At 59.0% G+C, this 25,406-nt stretch carries 17 protein-coding genes; 12 read left to right on the plus strand and 5 right to left on the minus strand.

Annotation, left to right across the window (positions count from 1 at the left end):
• Nucleotides 1-813, minus strand: coding sequence for an Hsp70 family protein (locus tag NL528_RS39570; protein ID WP_309179751.1), 813 nt, complete (start codon nt 811-813; stop codon nt 1-3).
• A 117-nt stretch (nt 814-930) separates the two neighbouring features.
• Entirely contained in the window at nt 931-1,551 is a 621-nt protein-coding gene (locus NL528_RS39575; protein WP_309179752.1) for a DUF2760 domain-containing protein, read from the minus strand.
• Nucleotides 1,552-2,589: 1,038 nt separating this feature from the next.
• Here NL528_RS39575 and NL528_RS39580 point away from each other — a divergent pair.
• The gene (locus NL528_RS39580) at nt 2,590-3,675 is read left to right on the plus strand and encodes an ABC transporter substrate-binding protein (RefSeq protein WP_309179753.1); all 1,086 of its coding nucleotides are present in this window, start codon (nt 2,590-2,592) and stop codon (nt 3,673-3,675) included.
• A gap of 354 nt (nt 3,676-4,029) precedes the next feature.
• Here the strand turns inward: NL528_RS39580 and NL528_RS39585 are convergent, their stop codons facing one another.
• Entirely contained in the window at nt 4,030-5,097 is a 1,068-nt protein-coding gene (locus tag NL528_RS39585; RefSeq protein WP_309179754.1) for an IS110 family transposase, read from the minus strand.
• A 1,121-nt stretch (nt 5,098-6,218) separates the two neighbouring features.
• Here NL528_RS39585 and NL528_RS39590 point away from each other — a divergent pair.
• From NL528_RS39590 to NL528_RS39600, 3 genes are all read left to right on the plus strand, one after another.
• Nucleotides 6,219-7,199 (plus strand): ABC transporter substrate-binding protein, encoded by a 981-nt coding sequence (locus NL528_RS39590; RefSeq protein WP_309179755.1) that lies wholly within the window; start codon nt 6,219-6,221, stop codon nt 7,197-7,199.
• Nucleotides 7,200-7,435: 236 nt separating this feature from the next.
• A complete protein-coding gene (locus NL528_RS39595) occupies nt 7,436-9,523 on the plus strand; it encodes a c-type cytochrome (RefSeq protein ID WP_309179756.1) in 2,088 nt (695 codons plus the stop codon).
• Between the two features lie 227 nt (nt 9,524-9,750).
• Entirely contained in the window at nt 9,751-10,209 is a 459-nt protein-coding gene (locus NL528_RS39600; RefSeq protein ID WP_309179757.1) for an OsmC family protein, read from the plus strand.
• Nucleotides 10,210-10,412: 203 nt separating this feature from the next.
• On the opposite strand, the gene NL528_RS39605 is transcribed toward NL528_RS39600, so the two are convergent.
• Complete coding sequence (locus NL528_RS39605; RefSeq protein ID WP_309179758.1) at nt 10,413-11,918, minus strand: DEAD/DEAH box helicase; 1,506 nt, start codon at nt 11,916-11,918, stop codon at nt 10,413-10,415.
• 1,144 nt (nt 11,919-13,062) lie between these two features.
• Here NL528_RS39605 and NL528_RS39610 point away from each other — a divergent pair.
• The 8 genes from NL528_RS39610 (at nt 13,063) to NL528_RS39645 (ending at nt 24,325) form a co-directional block, all read left to right on the plus strand.
• Nucleotides 13,063-14,349, plus strand: a complete 1,287-nt coding sequence (locus tag NL528_RS39610; protein WP_309179759.1) for a site-specific integrase — start codon at nt 13,063-13,065, stop codon at nt 14,347-14,349.
• A gap of 160 nt (nt 14,350-14,509) precedes the next feature.
• On the plus strand, nt 14,510-18,850 hold the full coding sequence (locus tag NL528_RS39615) for a hypothetical protein (RefSeq protein ID WP_309179760.1): 4,341 nt from the start codon (nt 14,510-14,512) through the stop codon (nt 18,848-18,850).
• Between the two features lie 348 nt (nt 18,851-19,198).
• Nucleotides 19,199-20,233 (plus strand): hypothetical protein, encoded by a 1,035-nt coding sequence (locus tag NL528_RS39620; RefSeq protein ID WP_309179761.1) that lies wholly within the window; start codon nt 19,199-19,201, stop codon nt 20,231-20,233.
• 174 nt (nt 20,234-20,407) lie between these two features.
• The gene (locus NL528_RS39625) at nt 20,408-20,629 is read left to right on the plus strand and encodes a DNA-binding protein (protein WP_309179762.1); all 222 of its coding nucleotides are present in this window, start codon (nt 20,408-20,410) and stop codon (nt 20,627-20,629) included.
• On the plus strand, nt 20,622-20,984 hold the full coding sequence (locus tag NL528_RS39630) for a hypothetical protein (protein ID WP_309179763.1): 363 nt from the start codon (nt 20,622-20,624) through the stop codon (nt 20,982-20,984). Before NL528_RS39625 ends, NL528_RS39630 begins: the two co-directional genes overlap by 8 nt.
• Nucleotides 20,985-21,252: 268 nt before the next feature.
• Nucleotides 21,253-21,561 carry a hypothetical protein gene (locus NL528_RS39635; RefSeq protein ID WP_309179764.1) on the plus strand — a complete coding sequence of 103 codons (309 nt, stop codon included), beginning with the start codon at nt 21,253-21,255 and terminating at the stop codon, nt 21,559-21,561.
• Nucleotides 21,554-23,698, plus strand: coding sequence for an ATP-binding protein (locus NL528_RS39640; protein WP_309179765.1), 2,145 nt, complete (start codon nt 21,554-21,556; stop codon nt 23,696-23,698). Before NL528_RS39635 ends, NL528_RS39640 begins: the two co-directional genes overlap by 8 nt.
• Before the next feature lie 39 nt (nt 23,699-23,737).
• Nucleotides 23,738-24,325 (plus strand): hypothetical protein, encoded by a 588-nt coding sequence (locus NL528_RS39645; RefSeq protein WP_309179766.1) that lies wholly within the window; start codon nt 23,738-23,740, stop codon nt 24,323-24,325.
• Between the two features lie 226 nt (nt 24,326-24,551).
• On the opposite strand, the gene NL528_RS39650 is transcribed toward NL528_RS39645, so the two are convergent.
• The gene (locus NL528_RS39650) at nt 24,552-25,400 is read right to left on the minus strand and encodes an ATP-binding protein (protein ID WP_309179767.1); all 849 of its coding nucleotides are present in this window, start codon (nt 25,398-25,400) and stop codon (nt 24,552-24,554) included.
• Nucleotides 25,401-25,406: the final 6 nt, after the last annotated feature.

Below are 25,406 nucleotides of genomic sequence, written 5' to 3' on the forward strand. Positions count from 1 at the left end.
CTAACATGCCAATAAATGCCCGTCGCAGCACCTATCTGGACGGACTCCTAGCAGAATGTGCTCGCCGACGCTGACACGCTCAAGTTCCAGGCGGCCTTCGACATCTGTGACCGCGATCAAGCTGAAATCGGCTGTCCCGCCACCGACATCGCAGACCAGCACGATATCGCCATCAGCAATCAGGTTTCGCCATTCTCTGCGCGTCTGCGCCATCCAGGCGTAGAATGCAGCCTGCGGCTCCTCCAGCAATGTGACGTCCTCAAGCCCCGCAGCCTTGGCGGCCTCGGCGGTGAGGCTTCTTGCGACCTCATCGAACGAGGCAGGAACGGTTACAACGATCTCGCCTTCCGAGAGGTCCCAATCCCGCCCCTGCGCCCGTTCGGTATGCAGGAACGCGTCCCTGAGATGTTGGAGGTAAAGGCGTGAGCATTCGAATGGCGAGAGCTTCTCTTCCGCGATGTCGGATCGCCAAGGCAGGATCCGCTGCTTCGGGTCGATATGCGGGTTGGACAGCCAGGATTTGGCGGAGGTCGCGAGGCGATCAGGCACGAGCGCCCCCCGCTCGCGCGCGAACTGGCCAATGATCGCGCGCTCCCCGGCATCGTTCCAGGGCAGAGGAAACGAACTCTCCGGGAACTCCTCGGAGTGCGGAATATAAATGGCGGACGGCAGTGTCGGCATCTCGCCGATCTGATTTGGTCCTAGGGTCTGCGCGATTTCGATAATCCTGGTCTCACCACTCTCGAGATCGGCGATCGCGATTGCGCTGTTGCTGGTGCCGAGGTCGATAGCAAGACTGAAACGAGCGCTCATGAGAGGGTTGTCCTGGTTGTCGTGCTGTCAATTCGCGTCAATAGCAGCGCGTGATGGAAAGCACCGGTTGTACGTGATCCGACTCGGGCGTCCGGCAGCCGGCCGATGCGAGCCCGCTTATCTCAGTTCCACCTCCGCCGGAGCGATTGCTGGAAGTCGATCGGTCGAGCTCCGCAAAACGCGCGGTAGATTCACCGCATCCGTTTTCCAGCCGTGGTGGACAAGCACTCCCGAGAACGGCGCTGGGCCGCTGATCTTGCCCAGCAGTCGGTACTCGTCCGGCGAATAGCCAGCGGCGACCTGCACCGTCGATCCCTCGCTCTCTGCACGCAGGGGGGAGATTCGGAAGTGCTCCAGCAGGGCGGTCTTGCATCCGGCATGGACCACGCGCGCGGCTGCCCCAACCTGGGCGTCATCATGCGCGTTGATGTCGTCCATCAGGAAATCGACCAGCCGGCCCCTTGCCTGTAGCATCGCCAAAAAGTTGACGATCTCGGCGTCTGCCTGGTTTGCGCGAGTCGTAACAGGCATCGGTCGGGCCGCCTCAGCGCCAGCACTTCGGTTATCCCGTGACGGGCCGCGCCCGACCAGGATCGCTATCAGCGCGACAAGGCTCAGCGCCACCGCCCCACCCGATAGATACATTTGGAATGCGCTCGCTGCCGGCAGCAATTCCAGAGCGTTCACCACGACCAGGAGCAGGAGCACTATGATGGCGATCGCTTTCATCGCATGCATGTTTAGCCGCAGCTCCCTTTTGAGACGCATCAGCGTTGATTGACGCACGAAGAATACAGAATATCGACGGTTGTGGAAACCTAACCGGGTCCGCGCCCGCGCTTGTCGATTATGCCGTTAAAAAGTCGGACGCCGTGAAGGCTATGGGCCACGTCGAACGGGCAACTGGGTGCTGCATTCAACTTCACTCTCCCTATGTGCCGCAATAGACTGCGTCACAATCAGCCCTCGCATGCTCCGTCGCGCTTGCAATTCCGGGATAAGTTCTATCCGTCGCATATTGAGGTAAGCAAATCACACTTTGCTGCGGTGCATGAGTCCGGTAATGTGCAGGTTTTCGGATGCCGGCTTGACGAGGCTATCGACGCGCTCCGACGACCGGCGTCCGAAAAGCGCCAAGGCACGAAATCGCGGGAAGTGGGGCACCGGCGGTGCCGCGGGCGCTATGGAGATTTAACCGCGGTACGTGATTTGAGTGCCGGGTAATTTTTCGAAGGGTGTACTGGCCTCGAAGGGATGCACAACTTTGGCGTTATGGCACGAGTGTTGCACAAGTGGGGAAAGCTCCTTTTGCCTCTTATGTGATTTCAAAGAGTTAGGCGTTGTAAAAAGGTCACGTTCGACAACTTCTGCGCGATCAGCCTTGCGACAGCCATGGAGCATCATAGGGCGAACCAATTTTTGAAGACTGCAACAAACCTCAATTTTGTCCAACCGAAACTGTTTCAACCTACTCGTCAAGATGATCACTGCTTCTCCGATTGCACGGTGTTCGTCATTCAAATTCTTGACGATGCAGATGTGGTCTTCCGCATCTCGGACGCGGAATTTGCGGACGTTCTACGTTTCTACCCGCGGCCACCATGCTCGCAGGCAAGCCGCACCGCCTCAACGGGCGAACTATCGCGCAGCGATTTAGTGCGTTGGCCCTTCGCGTCATTTCGCGGCGATGCAGCGCTTCGGTCGCTTTCGGACCGGAGCGGACATCAGATGGCAGGCAGGCCCGGCTGGATCGGTCGCGAATGACCCAACTGAGACATGGGCGGCTCAAGACTTCGCAGCGCAAAAGCATTGTTCGTTCCTTCGCTAAAGCGTGGTATTGTCCCTTCTATTGGGATGCACACGATCTCCGGCGAGAGGGATCGCATGGCAATCCACATCCGACGGCGAGAATTCATATTCACACTGGGCGGCGCGGCGGTCGCGTGGCCGCTCGCGGCGCGCGCGCAGCAGCCGAAGGTGCCAACCATCGGCGCGCTGGTTATTGGCAATATAAGCCCGGAAGAATTCTGGCGGGAGTTTCGGCAGGGACTACGCGATCTGGGGTATATCGAGGGGCAGAACATTCGATTTGAGTTTCGGTCGGCGGAAGGACGGATCGATCGGCTTCCCGAACTGGCAGCTGAGCTGGTTCGTCTCAAGGTCGATGTCATTGTCACTTGGTTCACGCCTACCGCTGTGGCGGCAAAGCAAGCGACGCGGGAAATCCCGATCGTGATGGCCGAGACCGGAGATCCGATCGGCACGGGCTTGGTCATGAGCCTTCACCGACCGGGTGGAAATGTCACCGGCATCGCGAGCGTAACCGCCGAACTGGCCGGCAAGAGCGTCCAATTGATCCGCGACCTGCTACCGTCGGCGCGCCGGGTCACCGCTCTGGCCAACGCGACCGATCCCTTCTCCAAACCTTTCCTCGAACAGATCCAGCTTGGCGGCGAAGCCACCGGAACCGCAATCAAACCAATCAGGATTAGCAACAATGAGGAGTTCGAGAGCGCTTTCGCCGCGATGGAGAAAGACCGGCCCGACGCCATCATCGTTCAGCCCAGCCTGCCGAGCAAGCGCACCGCCGAGCTGGCACTGCAACACCGCGTGCCGGCGGTTTCCGTGCCGCGCTGGTTCGTCGACCAAGGCGGGCTGATGTCGTACTCCCCGGTATATGCGGACCTTTTTCGCAAAGCTGCCGTGTACGTCGACAAAATCCTCAAAGGCGCCCAGCCCGCCGATTTGCCGGTCGAGCAGCCAACTCGCTTCCAACTGGTCATCAATATGAAAACCGCCAAGGCGCTTGGCATTACTGTGCCAGCGACGCTGCTCGCCCGCGCCGACGAGTTGATCGAATAGCCCATTGGCGCACGTTCGTTTGCTGCATCTGCTCACGACCGGTTATGGCCCAGACAGGCCTCGATTGGGCCATCTGGGTCACCAGTGTTCGCACGCGCTCGGAAGACCGAACCTCCATCTCGTCTCATCCTCTCGCAGACCTCGGCTGGAAACTGTTGATAGGGTTACGTCATCGCTTGCTCCTCATGTCGCGCAGTTCCTTTGTTCGAGCCAAGGGCCGTTCCTTCGTCCCGGCCCGCAGAACGTCGATCGCGTCGCGCGCAGGGGCGGTCAAGGCCGGCCGTCGCGCTTGGCTTGCGGCGGGCGCCGGCGTTGCCAGGCTGCGCCTTGACCGCGCCGAGCACGGCGCGAGGATCAAGCGGGTCGGACGCCTGCATCGTCGGTCCTCGTCAGCTCGAAGGCGCGTCCTTTGGCCAGCACCGCCCAGGCGATGCGGGCAAGTTTGTTGGCGAGCGCGGTCGCGAGCACGTTGTGATGCAGCCGCTTCTTGGCCGCCTCGATCCATCGCTTGAGCCCATAGCCCCACCTGGTGGGCTTCACCTTCACAAGCACAACCCATGCCGCCTGCACGAACAGAACGCGCAGGTAGCGATTGCCGCGCCTGGAGATTTTGCCGAGGATCGTGCGGTCTCCCGTCGAGATCTGCTTGGGCACCAGTCCGAGCCAGGCGCCGAAGTCGCGGCCTTTGGAGAATACGTCTCCAGTGCCGATCGCGGCCACCATGGCGCTCGAAATGATCGGCCCGATGCCGGGCACCGTCATCAGGCGCGAACATGCCTGATCTTGACGGGCCAGGGCTTCGATCTCGCCGGAGAGGCCATCGATACGCTGATTCAGTCGGCGCCAGTCGCCTGCCAACTCCTCGATGACACGCAACATGCGTGGCGACAGGGCATCGGTGCGCGTCGCAAGGATGGTGGGCAGTTCCGTGCGCAGGAAGCCGATACCTTGGCGCACGGCGATCCCGCGTTCCAACATGAAGGCGCGAATCTGGTTGATGATGCCGGTGCGTTGCGACACCAGTCGCTCGCGCACCCGATGCAGCGCCTGCAGATCCAGTTGCTCCGCGGTCTTGGTCGCCACGAACTTCATCGTCGGGCGCTGCACGGCTTCGGCAATCGCTTCGGCATCATTGAAGTCGTTCTTCTGTCCCTTGCTATAGGGGCGGACATATTTGGCCGGCATCAATCTGGCATCGTGACCCAGCGATGCGAGTTTGCGGCTCAGGTGATGGGCGCCGACGCAGGCTTCCATGCCGATCAGGCAAGGCGGTATATTGGCGAGCCGCGCCTCCACTTGGCCACGCGACCACTTTTGCCGCAGTGCGATGGCGCCGCGCGCATCGTGGCCCACAACGTGGAACGAGTTCTTGCCGATATCGATGCCGATCACGGCGATCGCGGTATTGGGTGTCTGAGACATGGCGTGCTCCTTGTCTTTGGCGCCCCTTGCCAGCTTCGCTTGCTGGCGGGGCAGGAGCACGGCCGGACCATCCCATTAACGGAAGTCGGCGGCTTCCAAACTAATTCTGTCGATAGGTCTCTCACGTCCTCCGCGTGCCAAGTTTAGGCAGCTATAGTTCCACATTCTAATTAATTGGTGGAATCGGCGGATGAACGAAGCCATTGTCCGCTTTGCGACGCAACACGATTTGCCCGAGGTGTTGAACCTCTATCGGCACCTTCATCCGCATGAGCCTCAGCTGGAGACTGCTACCAGCCGTCGAGGGAGACCTTGGCGGCTTTTTGCGTGTGGCCAGAATGCGAGGCCATGGCCGCAACGGTAACCGAGCGGCTTTGGGAAATCGGTGATATCGTCGGGGTGTTGAAGGCGTGGGAGGCCGCCCAAGTGAGGCGGTCTTAGCTGGGAGGAAGGCCATGGAATGGTTTAGCCGGAAAACATCGATAGCGGGTACCCAAATTTCCAATTGGATACTCGTTCTGGCGGCTCTCGTCGTAATCTGGATTATCTATCGCTCTGCAACGTGACGGTGGCTGCTTCCCCCTACGCTGTTGCTCACAGCGCTCCAGCCATGCGAAAATCTCGCTGTTAACGCAATGGATCTTGGAGGCGAGGTGCTTGTCAGTGAGCTTCGCTCGACCGTAGTAGACGATGACATCGCAATCGGCAGCGCAGCTGACCGATGTCTGCTTTCGGGAGAAAAACAGACATCCCATTTTAAGGGCGTCAGGACCGTTTTTGACCCGACTATTAAGGTCTTGCGTGCTTAACATGTGGCCGATGCTAAGGAAGTGAGATGTCGCCCCTCTTGATCCTACTTGCCATTGCATTCATCGGCGTTGCCGGATGGGGTTTCCAGTCCGTCATGGCGGAGCTGGCACCTTTGAGACATGCCGACAGAGTCTAAAAAGGTCTGCTAACAGGGGTAGACCGGAAGTGTTTGGCGGGTAGTCAGAACGACGCGAACGGACCCAATCCGGACGTGGGTCATCAGCGTTTTGGGATCGGGCGTGCCATTTCTCGCTCGCGGCCCGGTCGCAAAGTGCTAGGCTTACGCAACTGCAAAATCGCGTTTTACGTTCATGAAGCGACGCGAGTTCATTACGCTCCTCGGCGGCACGGTGGCATGGCCGCTTGCAGCGCGTGCGCAACAGCCAGCACTGCCTGTCATTGGTTTCCTCAATAGCGGGTCAGCCGACACCTACTCAGATCGCGTTGTAGCGTTCCGCGAGGGCTTGAGCGAACTCGGCTATGTTGAAGGCCAGACAGTAACCGTCGAGTACCGCTGGGCGCTTGGCCAGTATGACCGACTAGCCGGGCTGGCGGCAGAACTCGTTCGGCGGCCTGTGTCCGTCTTGGTCGCGACAGGAGGCGAACCAGCGGCACTAGCGGCGAAAGTGGCGACCTCAACTATTCCGATCGTCTTTGCCATCGGCGGTGATCCGATCAAGCTCGGCCTCGTGGCGAGCTACAATCGGCTGGGCGGTAACGCCACCGGCACAAATATCTTGGCTGGCACCCTAGAAGCCAAGCGGCTCGGACTATTGCACGAACTGGTGCCACAAACTTCAGCGATCGGCGTGCTCCTTAATCCGAACTATCAACTCTATGACAGCCAACTAAGCGACGTGCAGGAGGCAGCGCGGACCATTCGTCTCCAGCTGCACGTTTTGCGCGCTAACACGGATCGGGAGATCGAGGCGGCATTTGAAACCCTTGCCCAACAGCGCATTGGAGCGTTGGCAGTTGCCGCCTCTCCATTCTTCGACACGCGCCGGGAAACGCTCGTTTCATTAAGCGCACGATACAGTATACCAACAATGTATCAATTTCGGGAGTTTGCTGTCGCCGGCGGCCTGATGAGCTATGGCGTCAGCATTCGGCATGTCTATCGTCAAATCGGTGTCTATACCGGCCGCATTCTAAAGGGAGCGCGTCCGGCCGACCTGCCGGTCGTACAACCGACTAAGTTTGAACTTGTGATTAATCTCAAGACTGCAAGAACGCTCGACCTCGAAATACCGGCGACGCTGCTCGCTCGTGCTGACGAGGTTATCGAATGAAGTCCACTGACTTCGGATAATGGCACCAAACGGACCGGTCGTGCCGGTTTGCTAATGTCCGTTGATCGGGGTGGACCGGAAGTGACCGCCGGACCTCCAAGGCGACGCTTTTGACCCACCTCAGACATTAGGGTGGGTCGGAATCTGGCCCGCTGCAATACCTTGACATAGATCAACGTCCCTCCAACGAGCAATTGCATTAAGCGCCAACGAGTTGGATTTCAGGGGCTTGGACAATGAGAAACATCCGGCGCCCGCTGGCGGTTCTCGGCAGCCTTTTCTTTTTTGGTCAGGCCGTTCAGGCCGCTGATCCTGCACCTGGACCTGCCAATGCCGATGCGAGCGCGCTGGCAGCTTCCGCGCCAGGCACAACGCTGGTTACGCGCGGTGAATACGTCGCAAGACTGGGCGACTGCGTTGCCTGCCACACGTCCGAGAAAGGGCCGCCGTTGGCGGGTGGACGCGAACTCGCGACGCCGTTCGGCAAAGTGTTTTCGACCAACATCACTCCCGACAAGCAAACCGGCATCGGGCAATATTCGTTTGCGCAATTCGATCACGCGATGCGCAATGGCGTGGCCGCCGACGGGCACAATCTATATCCCGCGATGCCCTATCCGTCCTACGCCAAAGTAAGCGACGACGACATGCGCGCGCTATACGCTTACCTTCAGGACGGTGTAGCACCGATCAAGAGGCCAAATCAGCCGGCGGAGATGCGTTGGCCTTTCAGCATGCGCTGGGGCTTGATGTTTTGGAATTGGGCGTTTCTGGATGGCATGCGGTTCAAGCCGGACGCAGGAAGGGATGCTGCCTGGAATCGGGGCGCGTACCTCGTACAGGGCCTTGGGCATTGCGGCTCCTGCCACACGCCGCGTGGCATCGGCTTCCAAGAGAAGGCGATGAGCGATGCAGGTTCCAATGGCAAATACTATCTCGCGGGCGCAACGGTCGAGGCGTGGCGCGCCCTCAGCTTGCGCCATCTGTGGACCGTGGAAGATACGGCTCTGCTGCTGAAAACGGGACAAAACCGTTTTAGCACGGTTTCCGGAAGCATGGCGGAGGTCATTCATTTAAGCAGCCAGCACTTCAGCGATGACGACCTGATCGCCATAGCCACCTACCTGAAATCCCTGCCACCGGGCCAAGATGAACAGCCGGTGCCGTCGGTGCCAGAGCGTGTTCAACCATCGAAACTATCCGACGCTCTATTTTCGACACGTGGCGGATTGGCATATGTCCAGTTCTGCTCGAACTGCCATCGCGAGGATGGCGGCGGAGTTGAAAGCATCTTCCCCCCGCTTGTACAGAACCCGACGGTCTCGTCCGCCGATCCGGTCACACTGGTACACATCATGCTGACAGGCTCGCAAACCGCTCAAACCGCTACCCATCCGCGTGTCTGGACGATGCCGGCTTTTGCCCGCCTCTCTGATCGGGAAGTGGCGGAAATTCTGAGCTTCTTGCGCAGCAGTTGGGGCAACAATGCCAAGCCGGTGACGCCGTATGACGTGGCGAAGATACGTGCAGAACTTGATCCCAAGACCACAGATTCCTCCAAATTTGAAACGCCGCGCCTCGCGGATCTGCTTGCCGCTCCCAATGCAGCTGAAGTTGTCCGTGGCATGCGACTGCATCTTGAGACCCGGACGCTGCTGCCGCAGCACGTCGGCGGTGACTTGACTTGTAACAGCTGTCATCTAAACGCCGGCACTGTGGCGGACGGCTCACCTTTCGTCGGCCTCTCCGCCTTCTTTCCTAGCTACGCCCCGCGCGTAGGCAAGGTGATAACGCTCGAAGAGCGCATCAACGGATGCTTCCGGCGATCCATGAATGGCGTCGTGTTGCCTATAGATGGGGCGGATTTGAAAGCCATGGTGGCCTATTTCGACTGGATGAAGGGCGAGTTTAAGCCGGAAGACAAGGTCCCCGGACGCGGCACTGGCAAGGTGGACAGAACGATCAAGCCAAATGTGGAGAATGGAAAGCGTGTGTATGTGGAGCAGTGTGCAGCTTGCCATGGCAATAACGGCGAGGGCTTGAGGCGGGCCGATGGTAGCGTCGTGTTTCCACCGCTTTGGGGCGTCCGCTCATTCAATGTCGGCGCTGGCATGGCGCGGACGTACACAGCGGCCGCGTTCGTGAAACGCAACATGCCGATCAGCTTCAGTGAGAAATTCCCGCTGGGGCAAGGCGGACTTTCGGATCAGGACGCCGTCGACGTTGCCGAGTATTTCTCGCATATGCCGCGCCCGGACTTCCCCGACAAGGTAAAGGATTGGCCCAAGGATCCCAAGCCGTCGGATGCACGTATTGAGAATTAGCAGTCTGCGCGCCGGAATCTCCGTGCTGACGTCTCCTAATGGCCCTTTTCGGACCTGACACGCTTGGCTGACGATGTCCGTTATTGAGGGCAAAGCCGACCTCCGGGTTGAGCATCCGGACTTCTGAGTTTGACCCATTTCAGACTAAAGCTGCCTCACTTATATGGTTCGACAGAACTGTCGAAACGCTAAGGCCCCGTTCGGCGACCGCGGTTTAGGAGGTTTGCATGGCGACAAAGACAGCTTACAAATCTTTTCGCTACAAGGCCAACACAGCCTGGAGCTCCGCCCGACGGGGTACGCTTTCTGCGTCGGGAAAAGCGAACATCAATGTTGGTAGTCCGCCTGAGTTTAAAGGCGAGCCAGACATCTGGGCACCTGAAGAGCTACTCGTGGGCTCAGTCAATACATGCATGATGCTGACCTTCCTCACGCTCGCCCAAGCGAAAGGCCTGACTCCGGTACGATATGAAAGTGAAGCCGAGGGCCTGCTCGAAGATATCGAAGGCAAGTACAGCATCACAGAGGTTATGGTTCGACCGCGCGTAAGCCTCAAAGACAACGCCGAACTCGAACGTGCCCGCGAAATCATGGAAAGCGTCGAAGCACAGTGCTTCATCTCGAATTCCATAAAATCGAAAGTCTCGCTCGCTGCTGAGCTTGTCGTTGCTCCCTCGCCAAAGTGAAAGCGAATTGCGTTGGCTGTGCGAGTCCGGTTCTGGCACGCAACGCACATCCCAGCCCGCACGTCGGATGTCCGCTTTCGGGGGTGAAGTGGAAAACATCTGCTCCTGGCGAGTATTTCCGAGTTTGACCCGAAGGCGACCTTGAACTCGCAACCAGCGAGAGGCTGATCGCAGCTTAGCAGAGTCCTCGGTGAGGCCGGCCGTTAGCCGCTGATCGTCTTGGTGCAGCGCTCCTTGACGTAAACGCCACCCACCGGCTGGTCTCCCGGGCCCGGCTGGCCTTCGGTAGCGGCAATTTCATATGGACCGCTATCCAGGCGGCGGAGCAACACGGGCGAGCCGGTTGCCTTGGCGACCTTCGCGAGCGGTACGAGGACTCTGCTCCGATCTTGAAGCGCAGATGATTGCAACTCAGCGAGTGATACCCCAGCGAGAGCCTCGGCGACATCCGCCGGGCCCTGCCCAGCGGGTTGGAACGCCCGCTTCTCGCCGGTAAGCGTAGTGATCGCAGCGGGATCGAGGCCAGACAAACCTGAGACGAAGTTTGTGGCCGAGTCGGCATCCGAGAAGGATGCGCTAGTCGCAATGAATATCACGCGCGACGAAGGCAGCCCGATCCGATCGAGGAGGCGTCGAATCAGATAGGCGACCTCGGTGCCGTTGGCGCCGCGATAGAGATGCGACTCGTCGAGGATCAGGAAAAATTTTTCATCCTGATGTTCCTCGAAGAACGCGCGCGTCTCAGCGAATATCTCGCGCTCGATTGGCCTGAGTAGCATGTATTCGAGCATAGAGTAGTTGGTGACCAGCAGATCCGGGCACGCTCCTTGGATCTCATGACGCGTGAGCAATTCGGAATCCTGATCACGCTCATTTGCACGGAGTGCATCTCCGTTGGTGTCTTCCCAGTGCTGACCGGGTTTGCCGTACCACTCACGCAGGCCGTCGAATGCACCGACGAGACTGTCCGGCTTGGCCGGCCAGCGACCCTTCTCCTGCAACGTACGGACGAGGTCCTGGTCCTTCTTATTGCCGTTACGGGCGCTATCTTCGATCTTGAGATAGTATTCGAGCGTCTTGAGACGTGTCTGGTCGCGTTTTCCATCTCTAACACCGGGATAGAGTGTACGGCCCGTGTATCTGCCAAATTTAACTGGCCGGTTCGCGGCCGTCGTGAAGGCATTGCGGACGGCCGACGATCCAAAGAGCGTACGCAGTCGACCCAGTTGGTCGTTAACCAGAGCGTTCATTGGATAGAGAAGCAACGCTCGAACTGCTCTCTTTGCAAAATGGTTCGGGCGGTAGATTGCCTCATCGGCGAGCCGTGCCAGGATTGGGAGCAAGAAAGCCTCGGTTTTGCCCGACCCCGTACCGGTGGTGACGACAATTCCAGTGCCGGCGGCTTTGTCGCCCATAGTCAATTCGAGCGCCTTGGCTTGATGCTCATACGGCGGGTCGAAAAGGAGTTGGCCCGCCTCTTTGGATGCCAACTGGGTCAGCAGGTCACGGATCCCTGGAGAGAGCGCGAGAGTGGCGAACTTGCGCTCTCCAACGTAAGCGGGCGTACTCTCGATGTAGGGCGTTTGCGCAATACCACCCTCCATAAGCAATCGGCGGCGGAGATCGACGACCTTTGCGTTTGAGAGGTGGTAAGTTGCTTCAATATAGGAGGCGAGCGCCTCCCGCATGTGTTCAATTTCGGTACGCATAGCCCCCCTAGGACTCTCTCAAGCCAGCAAATCTTATGCGCCATACTCGAGCGTTCCGAGTTGCAAGATACTCGCTTAGCACAGTTCAACCACCGCTTGCACCCAGGAGATGACAGCCGCGATTTATTTCGACTCTGGCGCCGGCCGCCTCACGCTTCGGGCGGCTCTCGTTCATCGTCGCGAACGGCTGCTCGAAGCTGAACTGAGCGAGGTCCATGCCGCGACCTCAAAGGGCTACGCGCGAGGCAAAATCAAATTCAAGGCTAATACATGTGAGGAAGGACGCCGCGAACTATACCAGAACGTAGAAGTTCCGCTCGCGTATTCTTTCGCTTCACGATCAACGGATTTGTTCGGTACCCGAAGAACGCCGGATAAACAATAGGCGCCAACCAACACGCGACCATGGCTGCTCTTGCGGAAGCGCGTCGAGTCGGACGTCGGCCATTCGCGGGCCGTCCTCGTTGAGGCAACGCACGTCGCACGTCACATGGCCGTCGGCGAGCCATTCTGCGGGGCTGCCGGATGGAAAGCGGCCTAACCATTCGTCTATCGACGCATGCCGCCTGTTCGCGCCGGAAGCCATCATGAAGCAGCTAGGGTTGGTGGCTGGCGGCGCGCCAAGTGCTGTCGGGTGATTCAATGGCGACCAATACAGACATCGGGCCCGCCGGCATCGGCGGGCCTTTTTCGATTGCGGCTTAGCAGCGGATTGAACGCTACCCCAGCAGTTACCCCAGACGGTCATCGCCAAGTAGATATCGATGTAAACCATTGATTTATAGGTACAGTTGGGTGGGCTCGAACCACCGACCTCCTGTTCCACAGTCAGTTATATTGAATTTCTACCGGTTCCCATGCTATGCGATGGGATACGAATTTTCGTTATTTTACGGGCAGTACTTCCACCATGGGCTTCGTTGGGACACGCCGGGTTTCGCTGCTTCCTGCTTGCACAGTGCTTGCACGGAAGGTGCCGTCTCTCCGACGTCGGCCGGCGCTGGCGGGCGCAATTGGTCTATATAGGCCGCGTGAAGCCGTAGAGCCGTCCGGACCGTCCGCCATACAACAACCACGGGCGTTAGTTGCACGACGGCTTGCCAATCGCAGCCGTCCGGCGCTCGTCGAGCCGTCGAGATGAGCCATGCAAGTTAATAGCCGCGCGCTGACGAAGCGCTACGTCGATAGCCTCAAGCCCGCTGCGAAAGCGATCCTGGCATTCGACGCCAGCCTGGCGGGGTTCGGCGTACGGGTCATGCCGAGCGGGCACCGCTCCTATTTCGTGCAGTACCGGAACAAGCACGGCCGCTCGCGATGGTTCACGATCGGCGCGCACGGGCCGATGACGGTGGATAAGGCGCGCAAGATTGCCAAGGACGTGCTGCACGCAGTGGCCGAGGGCAAAGACCCGGCCGACGCGCGCAAAGCATTCCGCAACGCTCCGGACATGGGCCAATTGCTCGATCGATACGTCGCGGAGCATGTCCGCAAGCATAACAAGACCACGATCCGCGCCGAATTGGAGCGGGTCGTCGAGCGCTATATCCGACCGGCGCTCAAGGCATTGAAGGTTGCCGCGGTGACCAGGGGCGATATCGAAAAGCTCCACCGGTCGCTGGCGGGAACGCCCCGGCAGGCCAACGTGGTGCGTGCCGTCTGTTCCAAGGTTTTTAGCCTAGCCGAGGTGTGGGAAATGCGCCCCGAGGGAACCAATCCCTGTCGGCGCATCCCGCGCCACCCCGAGCAGCATCGCGAGCGCTTCCTTTCCGGGGACGAACTGGCCCGCCTCGGCGCGGTCCTAAGGCTGGCTGCCAGTGACGGCTTGCCGTGGATAGTGAAGGCGTCGAAGGCCACGGCGAAGCATCTGCCGGCCGAGCACCACCGCAGAACGGTCTATCCACGGGTCACCACCGCCACGGTCGAGCTTCTGCTCTATACCGGGTGCCGCCTTTCCGAGGTGTTGAACCTGCGGTGGGAACATATCGATCTCGACGCTGGCACCATCCTGTTGCCGACGACGAAATCGGGGCGTGCGCAAACGGTGACGATCAACGCCCCGGCGCGTCAAATTCTTCTCAACCTTAGGCCTGACGACGACGCTGAATGGGTACTGCCCGGCAAACTCGATTCGTCAAAGCCCTTGAAAAAGGATGCCATGGAGGCGGCGTGGCAGAAAATCCGCGCGGCGGCCGACCTCGCGGACGTTCATCTGCATGATCTGCGACACACGGTGGGCACCTATGCCGGCCAATCCGGTGCAAACGCCTTCTTGGTGCGCGATCTTCTGCGGCATAGCGATCTATCGATGACGGGCCGCTATGTGAACAAGTCGGATGATCCGGTCCGGACCCTTAACGATCTTGTCGGCGAGCGCATCGCAGCCGGACTTGAAGGCCGGCCGCCGGCCGTTGTCGTTCCCCTTCGGCGATAATCAATAGAGCAAGCTTTTCGCGCTCGTGATCTATTCGCGCGCCGCCCGCGCGGAGATTTTGAATCTGCCCGCTAACGTTCTAGGATTACGAATCTCAGCGGGACCTCGCTGAGATACTCCTCAAACTTATCCGGCGACCTGCGAAAGTGACTCGATCATTATGACTGACACGCCAGCTGTTCCGCGTTCCATTGAGCGGTCCTTCCGCGATCTTTCCGATGCCGAAGTCGCCGATATCGAACAAGCCTCCCTGCTTGCTCAGGCGGGCTGGAGGGGTAGTTTCGAGTGGGACGAGCTACTGCGCTCACAGCGTATACTCATTGTTTCAGAGGCAGGGGCAGGAAAGACGTACGAGTGCCGGACGCAACAGGAACGTTTATGGCGCGCTGGTGACGCCGCTTTCTTCCTCGACCTCGCCACTTTAGCGACTAGTTCCGTCCGCGACATGCTAAGCGCGGAAGAGGAGCAGCGACTCGATGAATGGCTACGTTCGCAGTCTGAGTTAGCGACCTTTTTCTTGGATTCGATTGATGAACTGAACCTGACACTTGGGAAGTTTGATCAATCCCTAAAGCGGCTCAATAAATCGCTTGAAGGGCAGCTTGGGCGCGTGCGCGTGGTCATAACGACACGGCCGGTGCCGGTTGATCGAGCTCTGATCGAGCAATATTTGGCGATCCCGAGTACATCCGAAACGGAGCCGACGGCCGAAGCGTTTGCCGACGCGGTCATGGATCGAAAAGCGAAATCAGACAATGAGCCGAAGACGAAGGCTTGGCGTAGCGTTGGGTTGATGCCGCTATCGACCACGCAAATGCGCGAATTCGCTTTGCTACAAAATGTATCCGATCCCGACGCGCTTCTGGACGATATCAGGCTTCGGGATGCGGAAGAGTTTGCACAACGTCCACAAGACTTAATTGAGCTATGTTCGGATTGGCGCGAGCATCAGCGTATTCGCACGCACCGTGAGCAGGTCGAAACCAATATCGCCACCAAACTGAAATCGAGAACAGATCGGAAAGAACGAGCGCAGCTTTCGCAAGAGAAAGCCATCGAAAATGCAAGCCGTCTTGCCTTGGCGGCCATGTTGACGAGGAAGCTCACATTGCGGCACAGCGCAGAGGCCGATTCCGTGGAGGCGAGCGAAGCCGCTCTCGACGTATCCAGAATTTTGTCCGACATGAATGAAGACGAAAGAGCGACGTTGCTCGAACGCCCTCTTTTCGGTTTTGCCAGCTACGGCCGCGTTCGTTTCCACCATCGTTCCGTCGTCGAGTATCTCGCCGCAAGGCGACTAGAATCCCTGCGCGCGCGAGGAACACCGGTCAAGGCCATTAAACGGCTCATCTTCACCAAAACCGCTCAAGGAACACGAACTGTGCGCCCGTCAATGCGCCCGGTCGCGGCGTGGCTAGCACTATCGCATGATACCATATTCGACGACATCATCGCCGTTGATCCCGCTGTCGTCCTGGATCACGGGGACCCTCAGAACCTGACACCGCCACAACGCATCAAGGCACTGGAAGCTTATGTTGGCCGGCATGGGGGTGGCGGCTGGCGCGGGTTGAACACACCGAGAATTCAGGTGCACCGTTTCGCAACGCCGGAGCTAGCCGATGCAGTGAGCCGTCTATGGCGATGCGATATTGAGAACCCGGAAGTGCGCCAACTGCTGCTCAAAATGATGGGCGCCGGAAAACTCTCGGCGTGTGCCGATATTGCGTACAAAGTGGCGATGGAAGGCGAACGAGACCCCTACGAGAGAAATCTTGCGATCGAAGCACTGTTACAACTTAACGACCCGCGCGTTGAGACATTGGCTCGTTCACTCGAGACGGAAGCAGTACGATGGCCCGACGCCGTGGCTCGCCGCGCGATGCTCGACCTCTTCCCCAAGCATCTGCCGATTTCACGACTTGCTAAAATACTTGGCCGAGTGAAGGAAGCCGCCCGAACGGTCGGCGAACTGAATTACCAATTTCCGCGCGTGATCGAAAGCGCCGACATGTCGCGGGACTACCTCGATGAATTGCGCCAAACCCTTTTCGATTTAATGGTTGACGGGGCGACGTGGAAAAAGGACAAATTTCCGCATCTCGGGATAAATCGGCCCCATCTCATGCCGGCGCATATCGCCGCTTGTCAGCGACAATGCATCAAAGGCATCAGAACCGATCAATGGATCGCGTCCGCACTATTAGCCATCCGCCTCTCTAAGGATGATCACACAGAACAAGGTGCCTTAAAGGATCTTCGGAGTGCGCTCGCCGAACTTTCTTCGCATGCGCGCGAGGCAGCGTTTTGGGCAGAAGATGCGTTTCTGTCGGGTTTTTATCAGATCAAAAATGCCTGGGACCGACTATTTGAGATTTCTCACCGTGGCGGCATTCAGCTTAACAACGAAAAAGATAGTGAGTGGATTAGAAGGCGCCTCTCTGACCCGGCGGAGTCCATAGATCGTCGAGAAATGATGTTATGGGCTGAGATGGTTTTGCTTCATCGGGATGAGCCGGACTATCGAAAGTTCCTCGAAAGCCTCAAGCCCTTCGTCGTGGACGCCGCAAACCTCACGGAGATCATCGACAATCGGACGAAACCCCAGGAAGGCGCTGCCGACTTCCAGAAAATGCAAGCCCAGCATGAGAAACGCGTCAAGCAGGAGGAGCGTAAGGCGGCAAAGGCGCACGCTAGCTGGGTGGCATTCTGGCGAGAGATTGAAAAGGCACCGAGTACGGTATTCGCCGCCGACCGTGCCGAGAACACTGCGTGGAATCTTTGGCAAGCGGTTGAACGCTCGGGCAATGAAAGCCGTGCGTCGGGGTGGAACAGAAGATTCATTGAGGCGCAATTTGGCAAGGACGTGGCGGATCGCCTGCGCGAAACGATGATGACAATCTGGCGCAAGGACAAACCCACCCTTCGCAGCGAGCGGCCCGATAATGAGAAGGGCACATTTTTGGTCAAATGGCAGTTTGGCCTCGCGGCTATTTCTGCTGAAGCAGAAGACCCAAAGTGGGCCAAGCGTTTGTCTGAGGAGGAAGCTGAACTCGCCTGCCGGTATGCGCCTCTTGAACTAAATGGCTTTCCGTCATGGCTTGAGAGTCTCGCGATCGTGCATCCGACCGCAGTTGATCGGATTCTCGGTGAGGAATTGACAATCTCATTGCGTGAGGGTGACGACGATTCCAACTACTCTATGTTTCTTCAGAATGTCAGCCACGCTTCCGCCGTCGTGGCTGCGTTATTTATTCCCCGCATTCGTGCGTGGTTGAAGGATGTGGCAAAAATCGACGCCACGCCAAATAATCAGTTCGCGAAACAGAATCTTCAACAAGGCATCGAAATCCTGATAAAGGCCGGAAATAACGATGATCGTCGATTTATTCAGACTGTCGCCGCCGCACGTTTGAGCAAGGGGCTATCAGTTCCGTTCGCCGCCGTTTGGCTCCCAGCACTCCTTCAACTGAATCCCGCCGCCGGCGTTGAGGTTCTGGAAGTGGGCCTGGCGGAAAGCGCTGTCACTACAGAAGGCTCGGGGGCGCAGCTTTTCGCAAGCCTTTTTGACAGCGACCGCATGGGCGTGAATTTAAGCGCGGCAGGGTTCACGCCGCAACTGTTGCTTCGCCTCGCTCGCATCGCGTACCGGCACGTCCAGATTGACGACGACATTCATCATGAGGGGGCGCGCATGCTTGGTATGCGCGACAACGCGGAGAGAGGTAGAAACGCTATCCTGAACGCTTTGCTCGCCACAACCGGAACAGAGGGATGGGCGACAAAGCTTGAAATGGCAAACGATCCCTTGTTCGCGCATTTTAAAGATCGCGCCATTGCGCTCGCCCAAGAAAAAGCTGCCGAAGAGGCAGACAGCGTTGCTCTTTCGGAAGCCGAGTTTACGGTCTTAGACAGGAGCGGCGAAGCACCGCCCTCGACAAGCGCCGCCATGTTTGCCCTCATGCGCGACCGGCTCGATGACATCGATGACTTGTTGCTTCAGGACGAATCTCCAAGAGAAGCGTGGGCTAATATCACCGACGAGCATGTTATGCGCAGAGAGATCGCGCGGGAGCTGAGGAATGCCGCGAAACAAACCTACGTTGTCGATCAGGAATCGGTGACCGCCGACGAGAAGGAGACCGACATTCGGTTAAGATCGACTTCGTCCAAGCAGATCGGGACAATCGAACTGAAGCTTGGTGACGGGCGGTCTGGGAGGGACCTATTCAATACGATCAAGGATCAACTTCTGACGAAGTATATGGCCGCCGACGAGTGCCGCGCAGGGTGTCTTCTTGTGACGATTGCAAAAGAGCGCAATTGGGACCATCCCAAGTCTGGCAAGCAAATCAACTTTGACCAATTGATGATAGTATTGAGCGAAGAGTGTGAGCGCCTCTCGCTAGAACTCGGCGGAGAGGTTAAACTCATGGCGAAAGGTCTAAATCTCTGTCCGCGCCTTAAGACCGAAAGGCAAACGCGGTCGAAAGGCAAGTAGTTGCGGCATTGTACAAAGACGACGCCCGTCGTTGAATGCCGCGCATGATAGGGCGCGCTTACCGCACAATTTGCGGAACGGCAGAAGCCTGCATAGCGTGGCCCCTGTTGCGGAGAATTATGATTCGCAGTCAATAAAGGAAATTGGATTGTTCACCGGGGCGCAACTGCGCATGGCGCGCGGCTATTTGGGATGGTCGGTGAGGGTGCTTGCGGACAGAGCGGGCATAGCATCAACGATCAAACGGATGGAAGCCGTCGATGGACCACCGCCGTCTCGCGACGTAAATATCGAAGCGGTTTACAAAACGCTCAGCACTTGGTGTCGTCTTCATTCCAGAAAACGGCGATGGAGCGGGTATTCGACTGCGAAAGCCTACGAGAAGGCGACCATAGATTGATCAAGCCTCGGCGCGAAGATGTTAATAGGTCGGACGGTATCGCTTTGGCAGCGGTCGGCAGCCTGTTGGTTCCGGCGCCGCACGGGGGCGTTGCGTTCTATCTCAGCGCGGGCGATTTGGTCGGCTACGGCATTCGACATGGCGGTTATCAGCCGGAGATGATTCGTCCCGAGCTTTGGCATGGCTTCAAAATCGATTTAGCGAAGTCTCGCGTTGCCGATGATGCCGGTCGGCAGTTCGATGGTGTGACGATCTTCCCGGTAGTGTCGGCGCCTGACGCGCCGAGCCTGATCGCGGGGAAGTCCTTGCGCGACGTTTTTCATCGCTTTGTGCGTCTCGATCCGATCGTCGCTGCTCGTGGTGACGATGCGGTTGCGGTTCTACCGGGCTGGGGAGCGGTGTTGCGCGGACTTTCTGCAGACGGCTTTACATTTTGGCCGGTTCGCTATGAGGATTGGGATTTCCTTCGGCGGCCCGATCCGGTGCGCTGGGCGGGAGCGGAGTTTCGCGATCGCTACCGTTCTCTGATCAATTTATTTCGTTCCGGTCGTATCGTTGTGACTGGTCTCGCGCGCAATGGAGCCAATGTCCAAATTCCGGCCGCATGTTGGGACGATGCGCTTGCGCGGGTAGATTTTAATAGTTGCCTTCTGTTTTTCAATCCCTTTGTGGTCTCGGATGCGGTCAATTCCTTGACGGCAAATTTGCCGGATCAGGTGGCAAATCTTCCATTCTACACGCCGCCGCCAGTGGCAGTGCCACCGTCGAAAAGTTCCGACGCCCGATCGGCAGAGCTTTGGTTGCGCGAACAGGCAGAGGCGTCTAGCGGGGCAAAGCCCGGCGTGAGCGACAAAATGTACCAACGCGTGAAAAAGGAGCTTCTTCCTGACTTGTCTCGACGAGCGTTCGATCGAGCTTGGAATTCGGTTGCCAAGGATTATCCGCAGTTGAGCGCGCGCGGCGCTCCGAAAAAGAAGCGATGAGCCAACTTCTCCCTGCGCCGCAGGGCTAACAATTAGAGCGCCCCGCAATTGCTGCGGCAAAACAATCGCGCCGGCATTTTATTAGCGATACCACCGCGTAGGTTAGCCCCATCGTAATCGATGCGGCGGCGGACATCATCTAGTCGCCTCATCCCAACTCAAGGAACGTCGGGGATGACGGAAGATACCGATTTAATCACGGAAATCGAGGCGGCGCGGATGCGCTGCCAAAGCGTTCGGACGCTGCAAATGGAGCGGCTGCGCGGGTCGGGCTGTCGTTATGTGAAGATGGGCCGATCGGTTCGCTATCGGCGCAGCGATGTGCTCGCCTTCATCGCTTCTCGCGTGGTGTCTTCGACCACCGAGGCAGACGCGCTGCAGGTGGCCCATGGATAAGCGGCCACGGCGAAAACGCTCCGATCGCGAAACGCAAAAGACCGGGCGGGAGGCACGGCGATCAACGCTGTTCGCGCGGCCTTCCATCCGGCTCACCAGGCGCCATTACTTCGACACGCGCGACGGTTCGCTGATCACCAAAGGTCTCGTCGAGGTCCAACTCGACGTTCGCGGCAGCACCGGCTTCGTCTGTCCGCGCGATGGCGGGCTCCGGCACGTCAAACGCGGCTGCGGTCGCGGATGCATCTGCCTGCAATGTGATGCTGCGCCCCGGCGTGACGGCAAGCCGCCCAAAGCGACCGTCGCCACATGCAGCTGCATCCTGTGCCGGCAGCGGCGGGAGCGGCGCCAATGACCAAAATCACGAGTGAACAGCTTGCGTTCGCGCGGAGCATGTCAGCGCGTCAATGGGCCGTCCTGGCGCGGTTGGCCGATGGCGTCTGGCCGTTGTCCGCGTCAGAGCGAAGCGACCCCGAACTTTACCGCCTTGTGCAGTACCGGCTTGCGGCTTGCGGCAGCATGGCGCCGCCGTCGGCAAGTCGCGGTTTGATACTGCCGACTTGGGAAGCGAGCGCGGCTGGTCGCGCGATGCTTAAGCGGCGTGCCGAAGGGAAACTCGCATAATGCAAAACCGCAAGATCGCGTTCCAGCGCATCGCGAGTGCGACGCTTTCGAACGCCGATGCCGTCGTGCACCGCTGGCTTCCGAACGGCCGCCGCGAAGGGGTGGAGTGGATCGCGCTCAATCCGACGCGCGGCGATTCAAAGCCGGGAAGCTTCAAGATCAACCTGCGCACAGGTTCATGGGCCGATTTCGCCACCGGCGATCGCGGCGGTGACCTCGTGAGCCTCGCCGCATATCTCCACCGCCTCAAGCAGGTCGAGGCCGCGTTGCGGTGCGCCGCCATGATTGGAATCAATCCTTATGAGTGATGAAGCCTTCGCGCCGCTCCGGGGTGCATCCGCGCCCGAGCCGGCCGAAAAAACGCGCAAGCTTATTCCCGTTCTACCGGTACCGGCCGATGCGCCGCGCCCACCGGCGCATTCGCTCGGGGTCGCCGCCCAGACCTGGCGCTACCTCAATGCCTCCGGCGCGCTCTTGGGCTTCGTGCATCGTTTCGATGGTGCCGCTGGCGACAAGCAATTCCGGCCGCAGACGCTTTGGCGCAACCGGCACAGCGGCGATCTCGAATGGCGGTTCGAATCGTGGCCGGCGCCGAGGCCGCTGTACAGTCTCGATCATCTTGCCGCGCGATCATCCGCTCCCGTGGTGATAGTCGAGGGTGAAAAGGCCTGTGACGCCGCCCGCCGGCTTCTGCCCGGCCACGTCCTCGTCACGAGCCCGAATGGATCAAAAAGCGCCAAGAAGGCCGACTGGACCCCGCTTAAAGGTCGCCACGTGACTATTTGGCCCGACGCCGACGCGGCCGGGCTGGCCTACGCGCAGGCGGTAGCGGATTCTCTGAGCGGGTTGGCGGCATCGGCGCGCATCGCGTCGCCGCCGGCTAACTGCGCCGTTGGCTGGGATGCCGCCGATGCCGAGGCCGAGGGCTGGACGGAGCGCCAAACCGCCGCTTTTCTCGACGGCGCGGCGGCGGTAAATAATCCTACGCCGGATGAGGCGCCGGCTGCGGGACGCAAGCGCGAGACTCGCAGCGATGCGTTGATGGCCGCCTGCGGCGCCCTCGATCTGTGGCACGACGCGGCCTTGGCGCCTTACGCTTCGATCGAGATCAAAAATCACGTTGAGCATTGGCCGCTGAAATCGCCGGCGTTCAAACGGTGGCTCGCTAACCTATCGCGGCTCACAACCGGCCAGGTGATCAGCGGCTCGGTACTCGACGACGTAATCCGCAATCTTGAAGCGATCGCGATTAACGATGGGCCACGGCGGCAGGCGTGGCTTCGCGTCGGGCGCCTCGACGAATGCATCTATATCGATCTCTGCGACGAGGCCTGGCGCGCGGTGGAGGTCACCGCGCAAGGGTGGCGCGTACTGGACCGGCCGCCGGTGAAGTTCATCCGCACGCCGGCGATGCGCGCGCTGCCAGAGCCGGAGCCGGGGGAGTGTATCGATATCCTTCGGGGCTTGGTGAATGTAAAAAGCGACGACGATTTCAAGCTGGCCGTTGCGTTCTTGGTCGCCACACTTCGCGATCGTGGGCCGTATCCCGTTCTCGTGGTGAACGGCGAACAAGGAACCGGCAAGAGTGTGTTCTCGCGCATGATCTGCTCGCTTGTCGATCCGAACGCGGCGCCGATTCGCGCCGCTCCGAAAGACGAGCGGGATTTGATTGTCGGCGCCATGAACCGGCGCGTTCTCGCCTTCGATAATCTGTCGGCCGTGCCGAACTGGTTAAGCGATGGCCTTTGCCGCGTCTCTACGGGTGGCGGCTTTTCGACTCGGCAATTGCACACCGACTCGGACGAACTGATTTGCGAGGTTCAATGCCCCGTTATTCTCAACGGGATTCCGTCGCTCACTGACCGCGCCGACCTCGCCGACCGCGCCCTCAATGTTCATCTTAGGGTCATTCCGGAGGCGGAACGGCAGCCGGAGGATCAACTGTGGGCTGCCTACGAAAAGCAGCAACCCTTGATCCTGGGCGCGCTGCTCGATGCCGTGAGTGCCGCGATGCGCAACATCGCCACCGTGAAGCTTGATCGTCTGCCACGCATGGCGGATTTCATGCGGTGGGTCTCGGCGGCTTCGCCCGGTCTCGGGTGGGAGAATGGCGAGTTCGTCAAGGCCTACTATCGTAACCGCGCCGAGGTCGCAGAAGGCGCGTTCGAAGCGGATGCGGTGGCGGTGTCGATCCGCGACTTCATGAGCAACAACCCCGAGGGTTGGACCGGCACGCCGACCGAATTGCTTGGGCTTCTTTCGGCGCGCGCAAGCGATAGCGTTCGAAAGTCGAGAGCCTGGCCGGCGACCGCTCAAGGCCTCGGCAACCGCATCGTGCGTGCCGCACCGCTGTTGCGTGCCAAGGGCTTTATTGTGGAGCGCAAACATTCGGAAAACCGACTGATTACCATCGTTGCACCGCGTGACGATATCGTTCCCATTTAAGCGCGGCATGAACTGACAACCTTAAGGAGGAAACCTAAAATGGATTTGCTTGATGTCGGCCTTTGGGAAACCGTCGCCGAGGTCGCGCGGCGTAAGGGCGTCACGCGACAATCGCTAAACGAGCGTGTCGATCGCCTGGCATCCGAAGGCTTGATCAAGGTTCGGCGCGCTGGCCGATCGAAATTGATCAACATCGCCGAATTTGATCGCGTCGTCGGCGAGGTCGGCGATGCTATCAAGGAAGGCGCCGCCGCAACACGCGCCGACGATGGCGATGCGGAAAAAAACCCGGCGTTGCGCGATCACCAGGCGCGCGCAGCGCAATACACCGCCGATCTAAAATTTCTCGACCTTGAGGAACGGCTAGGCCGGCTTGTGCCGGTCGCCGAGGTTGAGGACGCGGCGGCCAAATGCGCCGAGGCAACGGTGCGAATCATCGATCGCCTTCCAACTTACGCGGATGAGATAGCTGCGGCCGTCGGCAAAGATGGGCCGGCCGGCGCCCGCGCGAAACTCAAGGAGATCGTCCGCGAATTGCGCAGCGGAATCGCCGAGGCGCACGGCGAGCTTGCCCGAACGGCCGAGCCGATGACGCTTGAGCCGGCAGATTTCGAAGCCGGCGGTTAGAGAAGCCGAACCGGCGGCGGGCGCTTGAATCACGTTGAAACCCATGCCTTCATCCGCCAAATCCGGACGAACGAGATTTCCGAAATTGCCTCCAAAGCGGACATACTACGGACACGCAAAATCGACGCGAATGACCTGAAGCGAATAGGAGCATCAATTCCAGACCGTTACAAAGAAGCCTCGGTCGACGCCGAAAGAGGAGATTTTCGCGCCGCGAACTTCTAAATTATGGTTCTTGGTCCAGGATAACTTGAAGGTGCGTGCATATCTCATCACCAAGCGTTCTAATTTGTAACAACTGATCGCGCGCAGAACTGTCGAGGATAATGTTGACGCCACCGCGCGCCTCCACCCCCGAATTGTAGGCATCCACCTTCATAATCATTTCGGCGACTGACTTTCTAAGGTACGGGCTCATCAGCACTAGCACGCTGCCCGCCGTCCGAAGATCAGGCGAAACGCCAATTATCGCTCTGTTAGCATCAAGAGACGCCGACCCGGCGGCCGCCCTCGCTCCGGACGCGGAACAAAGCCGCGCAACCTCGACGTAGAAATCTAAAGCGGCGCCGTACTTGCGGCCGTACTCGATCCCGCGCCGCATGAGGTCCCGTACCTCGTAGTCCTCCATCGGGTCCGCCTTGAAGTTGTACCGCTTGTAGTACTTGTGCTCGGGTCCTTGGTGCGGACTGCGAGACTTTGCTTGCGGGATGTCCAGGACATACGCGACGTTCCCGGTAGCCTTGCTGGTGAGGATCACCTGCTTGATAAGCAAGTTTTCGATCTTAGGCTGGATGTTCGACGTAAGAATATTTTCCAACCACTCCCTCTTGATCTTCGACGGATCGACGCCGTCGTCTGTACCGGTCGGCAGATGCCCGCTTTCCTTCATTCCGAAGATTAGAATGCCTCCGGCGGAATTCGCGAACGCAGAGACATCCTTGAATAGCTCTCCCTGCTGGTACACCTTGTTATCTAGAACGCGGGAGTCCTTGTATTCGAGCGTGAGACTTTCCATGATCTCACCGCGATGCAATTCGTCTAAATCGCTCTCTTCCCATTCGGTCACGGGTCTCATCGGTAT

This window comes from Bradyrhizobium sp. Ash2021, assembly GCF_031202265.1.
Taxonomy (GTDB): Bacteria; Pseudomonadota; Alphaproteobacteria; order Rhizobiales; family Xanthobacteraceae; genus Bradyrhizobium.

Excerpts from the sequence above, each read along its gene's own strand:
- NL528_RS39570 (WP_309179751.1), bottom strand. The coding sequence starts at position 813 with ATGAGCGCTCGTTTCAGTCTTGCTATCGACCTCGGCACCAGCAACAGC.
- NL528_RS39575 (WP_309179752.1), bottom strand. The coding sequence starts at position 1,551 with ATGCATGCGATGAAAGCGATCGCCATCATAGTGCTCCTGCTCCTGGTC.
- NL528_RS39580 (WP_309179753.1), top strand. The coding sequence starts at position 2,590 with ATGGGCGGCTCAAGACTTCGCAGCGCAAAAGCATTGTTCGTTCCTTCG.
- NL528_RS39585 (WP_309179754.1), bottom strand. The coding sequence starts at position 5,097 with ATGTCTCAGACACCCAATACCGCGATCGCCGTGATCGGCATCGATATC.
- NL528_RS39590 (WP_309179755.1), top strand. The coding sequence starts at position 6,219 with ATGAAGCGACGCGAGTTCATTACGCTCCTCGGCGGCACGGTGGCATGG.
- NL528_RS39595 (WP_309179756.1), top strand. The coding sequence starts at position 7,436 with ATGAGAAACATCCGGCGCCCGCTGGCGGTTCTCGGCAGCCTTTTCTTT.
- NL528_RS39600 (WP_309179757.1), top strand. The coding sequence starts at position 9,751 with ATGGCGACAAAGACAGCTTACAAATCTTTTCGCTACAAGGCCAACACA.
- NL528_RS39605 (WP_309179758.1), bottom strand. The coding sequence starts at position 11,918 with ATGCGTACCGAAATTGAACACATGCGGGAGGCGCTCGCCTCCTATATT.
- NL528_RS39610 (WP_309179759.1), top strand. The coding sequence starts at position 13,063 with ATGCAAGTTAATAGCCGCGCGCTGACGAAGCGCTACGTCGATAGCCTC.
- NL528_RS39615 (WP_309179760.1), top strand. The coding sequence starts at position 14,510 with ATGACTGACACGCCAGCTGTTCCGCGTTCCATTGAGCGGTCCTTCCGC.
- NL528_RS39620 (WP_309179761.1), top strand. The coding sequence starts at position 19,199 with ATGGAGCGGGTATTCGACTGCGAAAGCCTACGAGAAGGCGACCATAGA.
- NL528_RS39625 (WP_309179762.1), top strand. The coding sequence starts at position 20,408 with ATGACGGAAGATACCGATTTAATCACGGAAATCGAGGCGGCGCGGATG.
- NL528_RS39630 (WP_309179763.1), top strand. The coding sequence starts at position 20,622 with ATGGATAAGCGGCCACGGCGAAAACGCTCCGATCGCGAAACGCAAAAG.
- NL528_RS39635 (WP_309179764.1), top strand. The coding sequence starts at position 21,253 with ATGCAAAACCGCAAGATCGCGTTCCAGCGCATCGCGAGTGCGACGCTT.
- NL528_RS39640 (WP_309179765.1), top strand. The coding sequence starts at position 21,554 with ATGAGTGATGAAGCCTTCGCGCCGCTCCGGGGTGCATCCGCGCCCGAG.
- NL528_RS39645 (WP_309179766.1), top strand. The coding sequence starts at position 23,738 with ATGGATTTGCTTGATGTCGGCCTTTGGGAAACCGTCGCCGAGGTCGCG.
- NL528_RS39650 (WP_309179767.1), bottom strand. The coding sequence starts at position 25,400 with ATGAGACCCGTGACCGAATGGGAAGAGAGCGATTTAGACGAATTGCAT.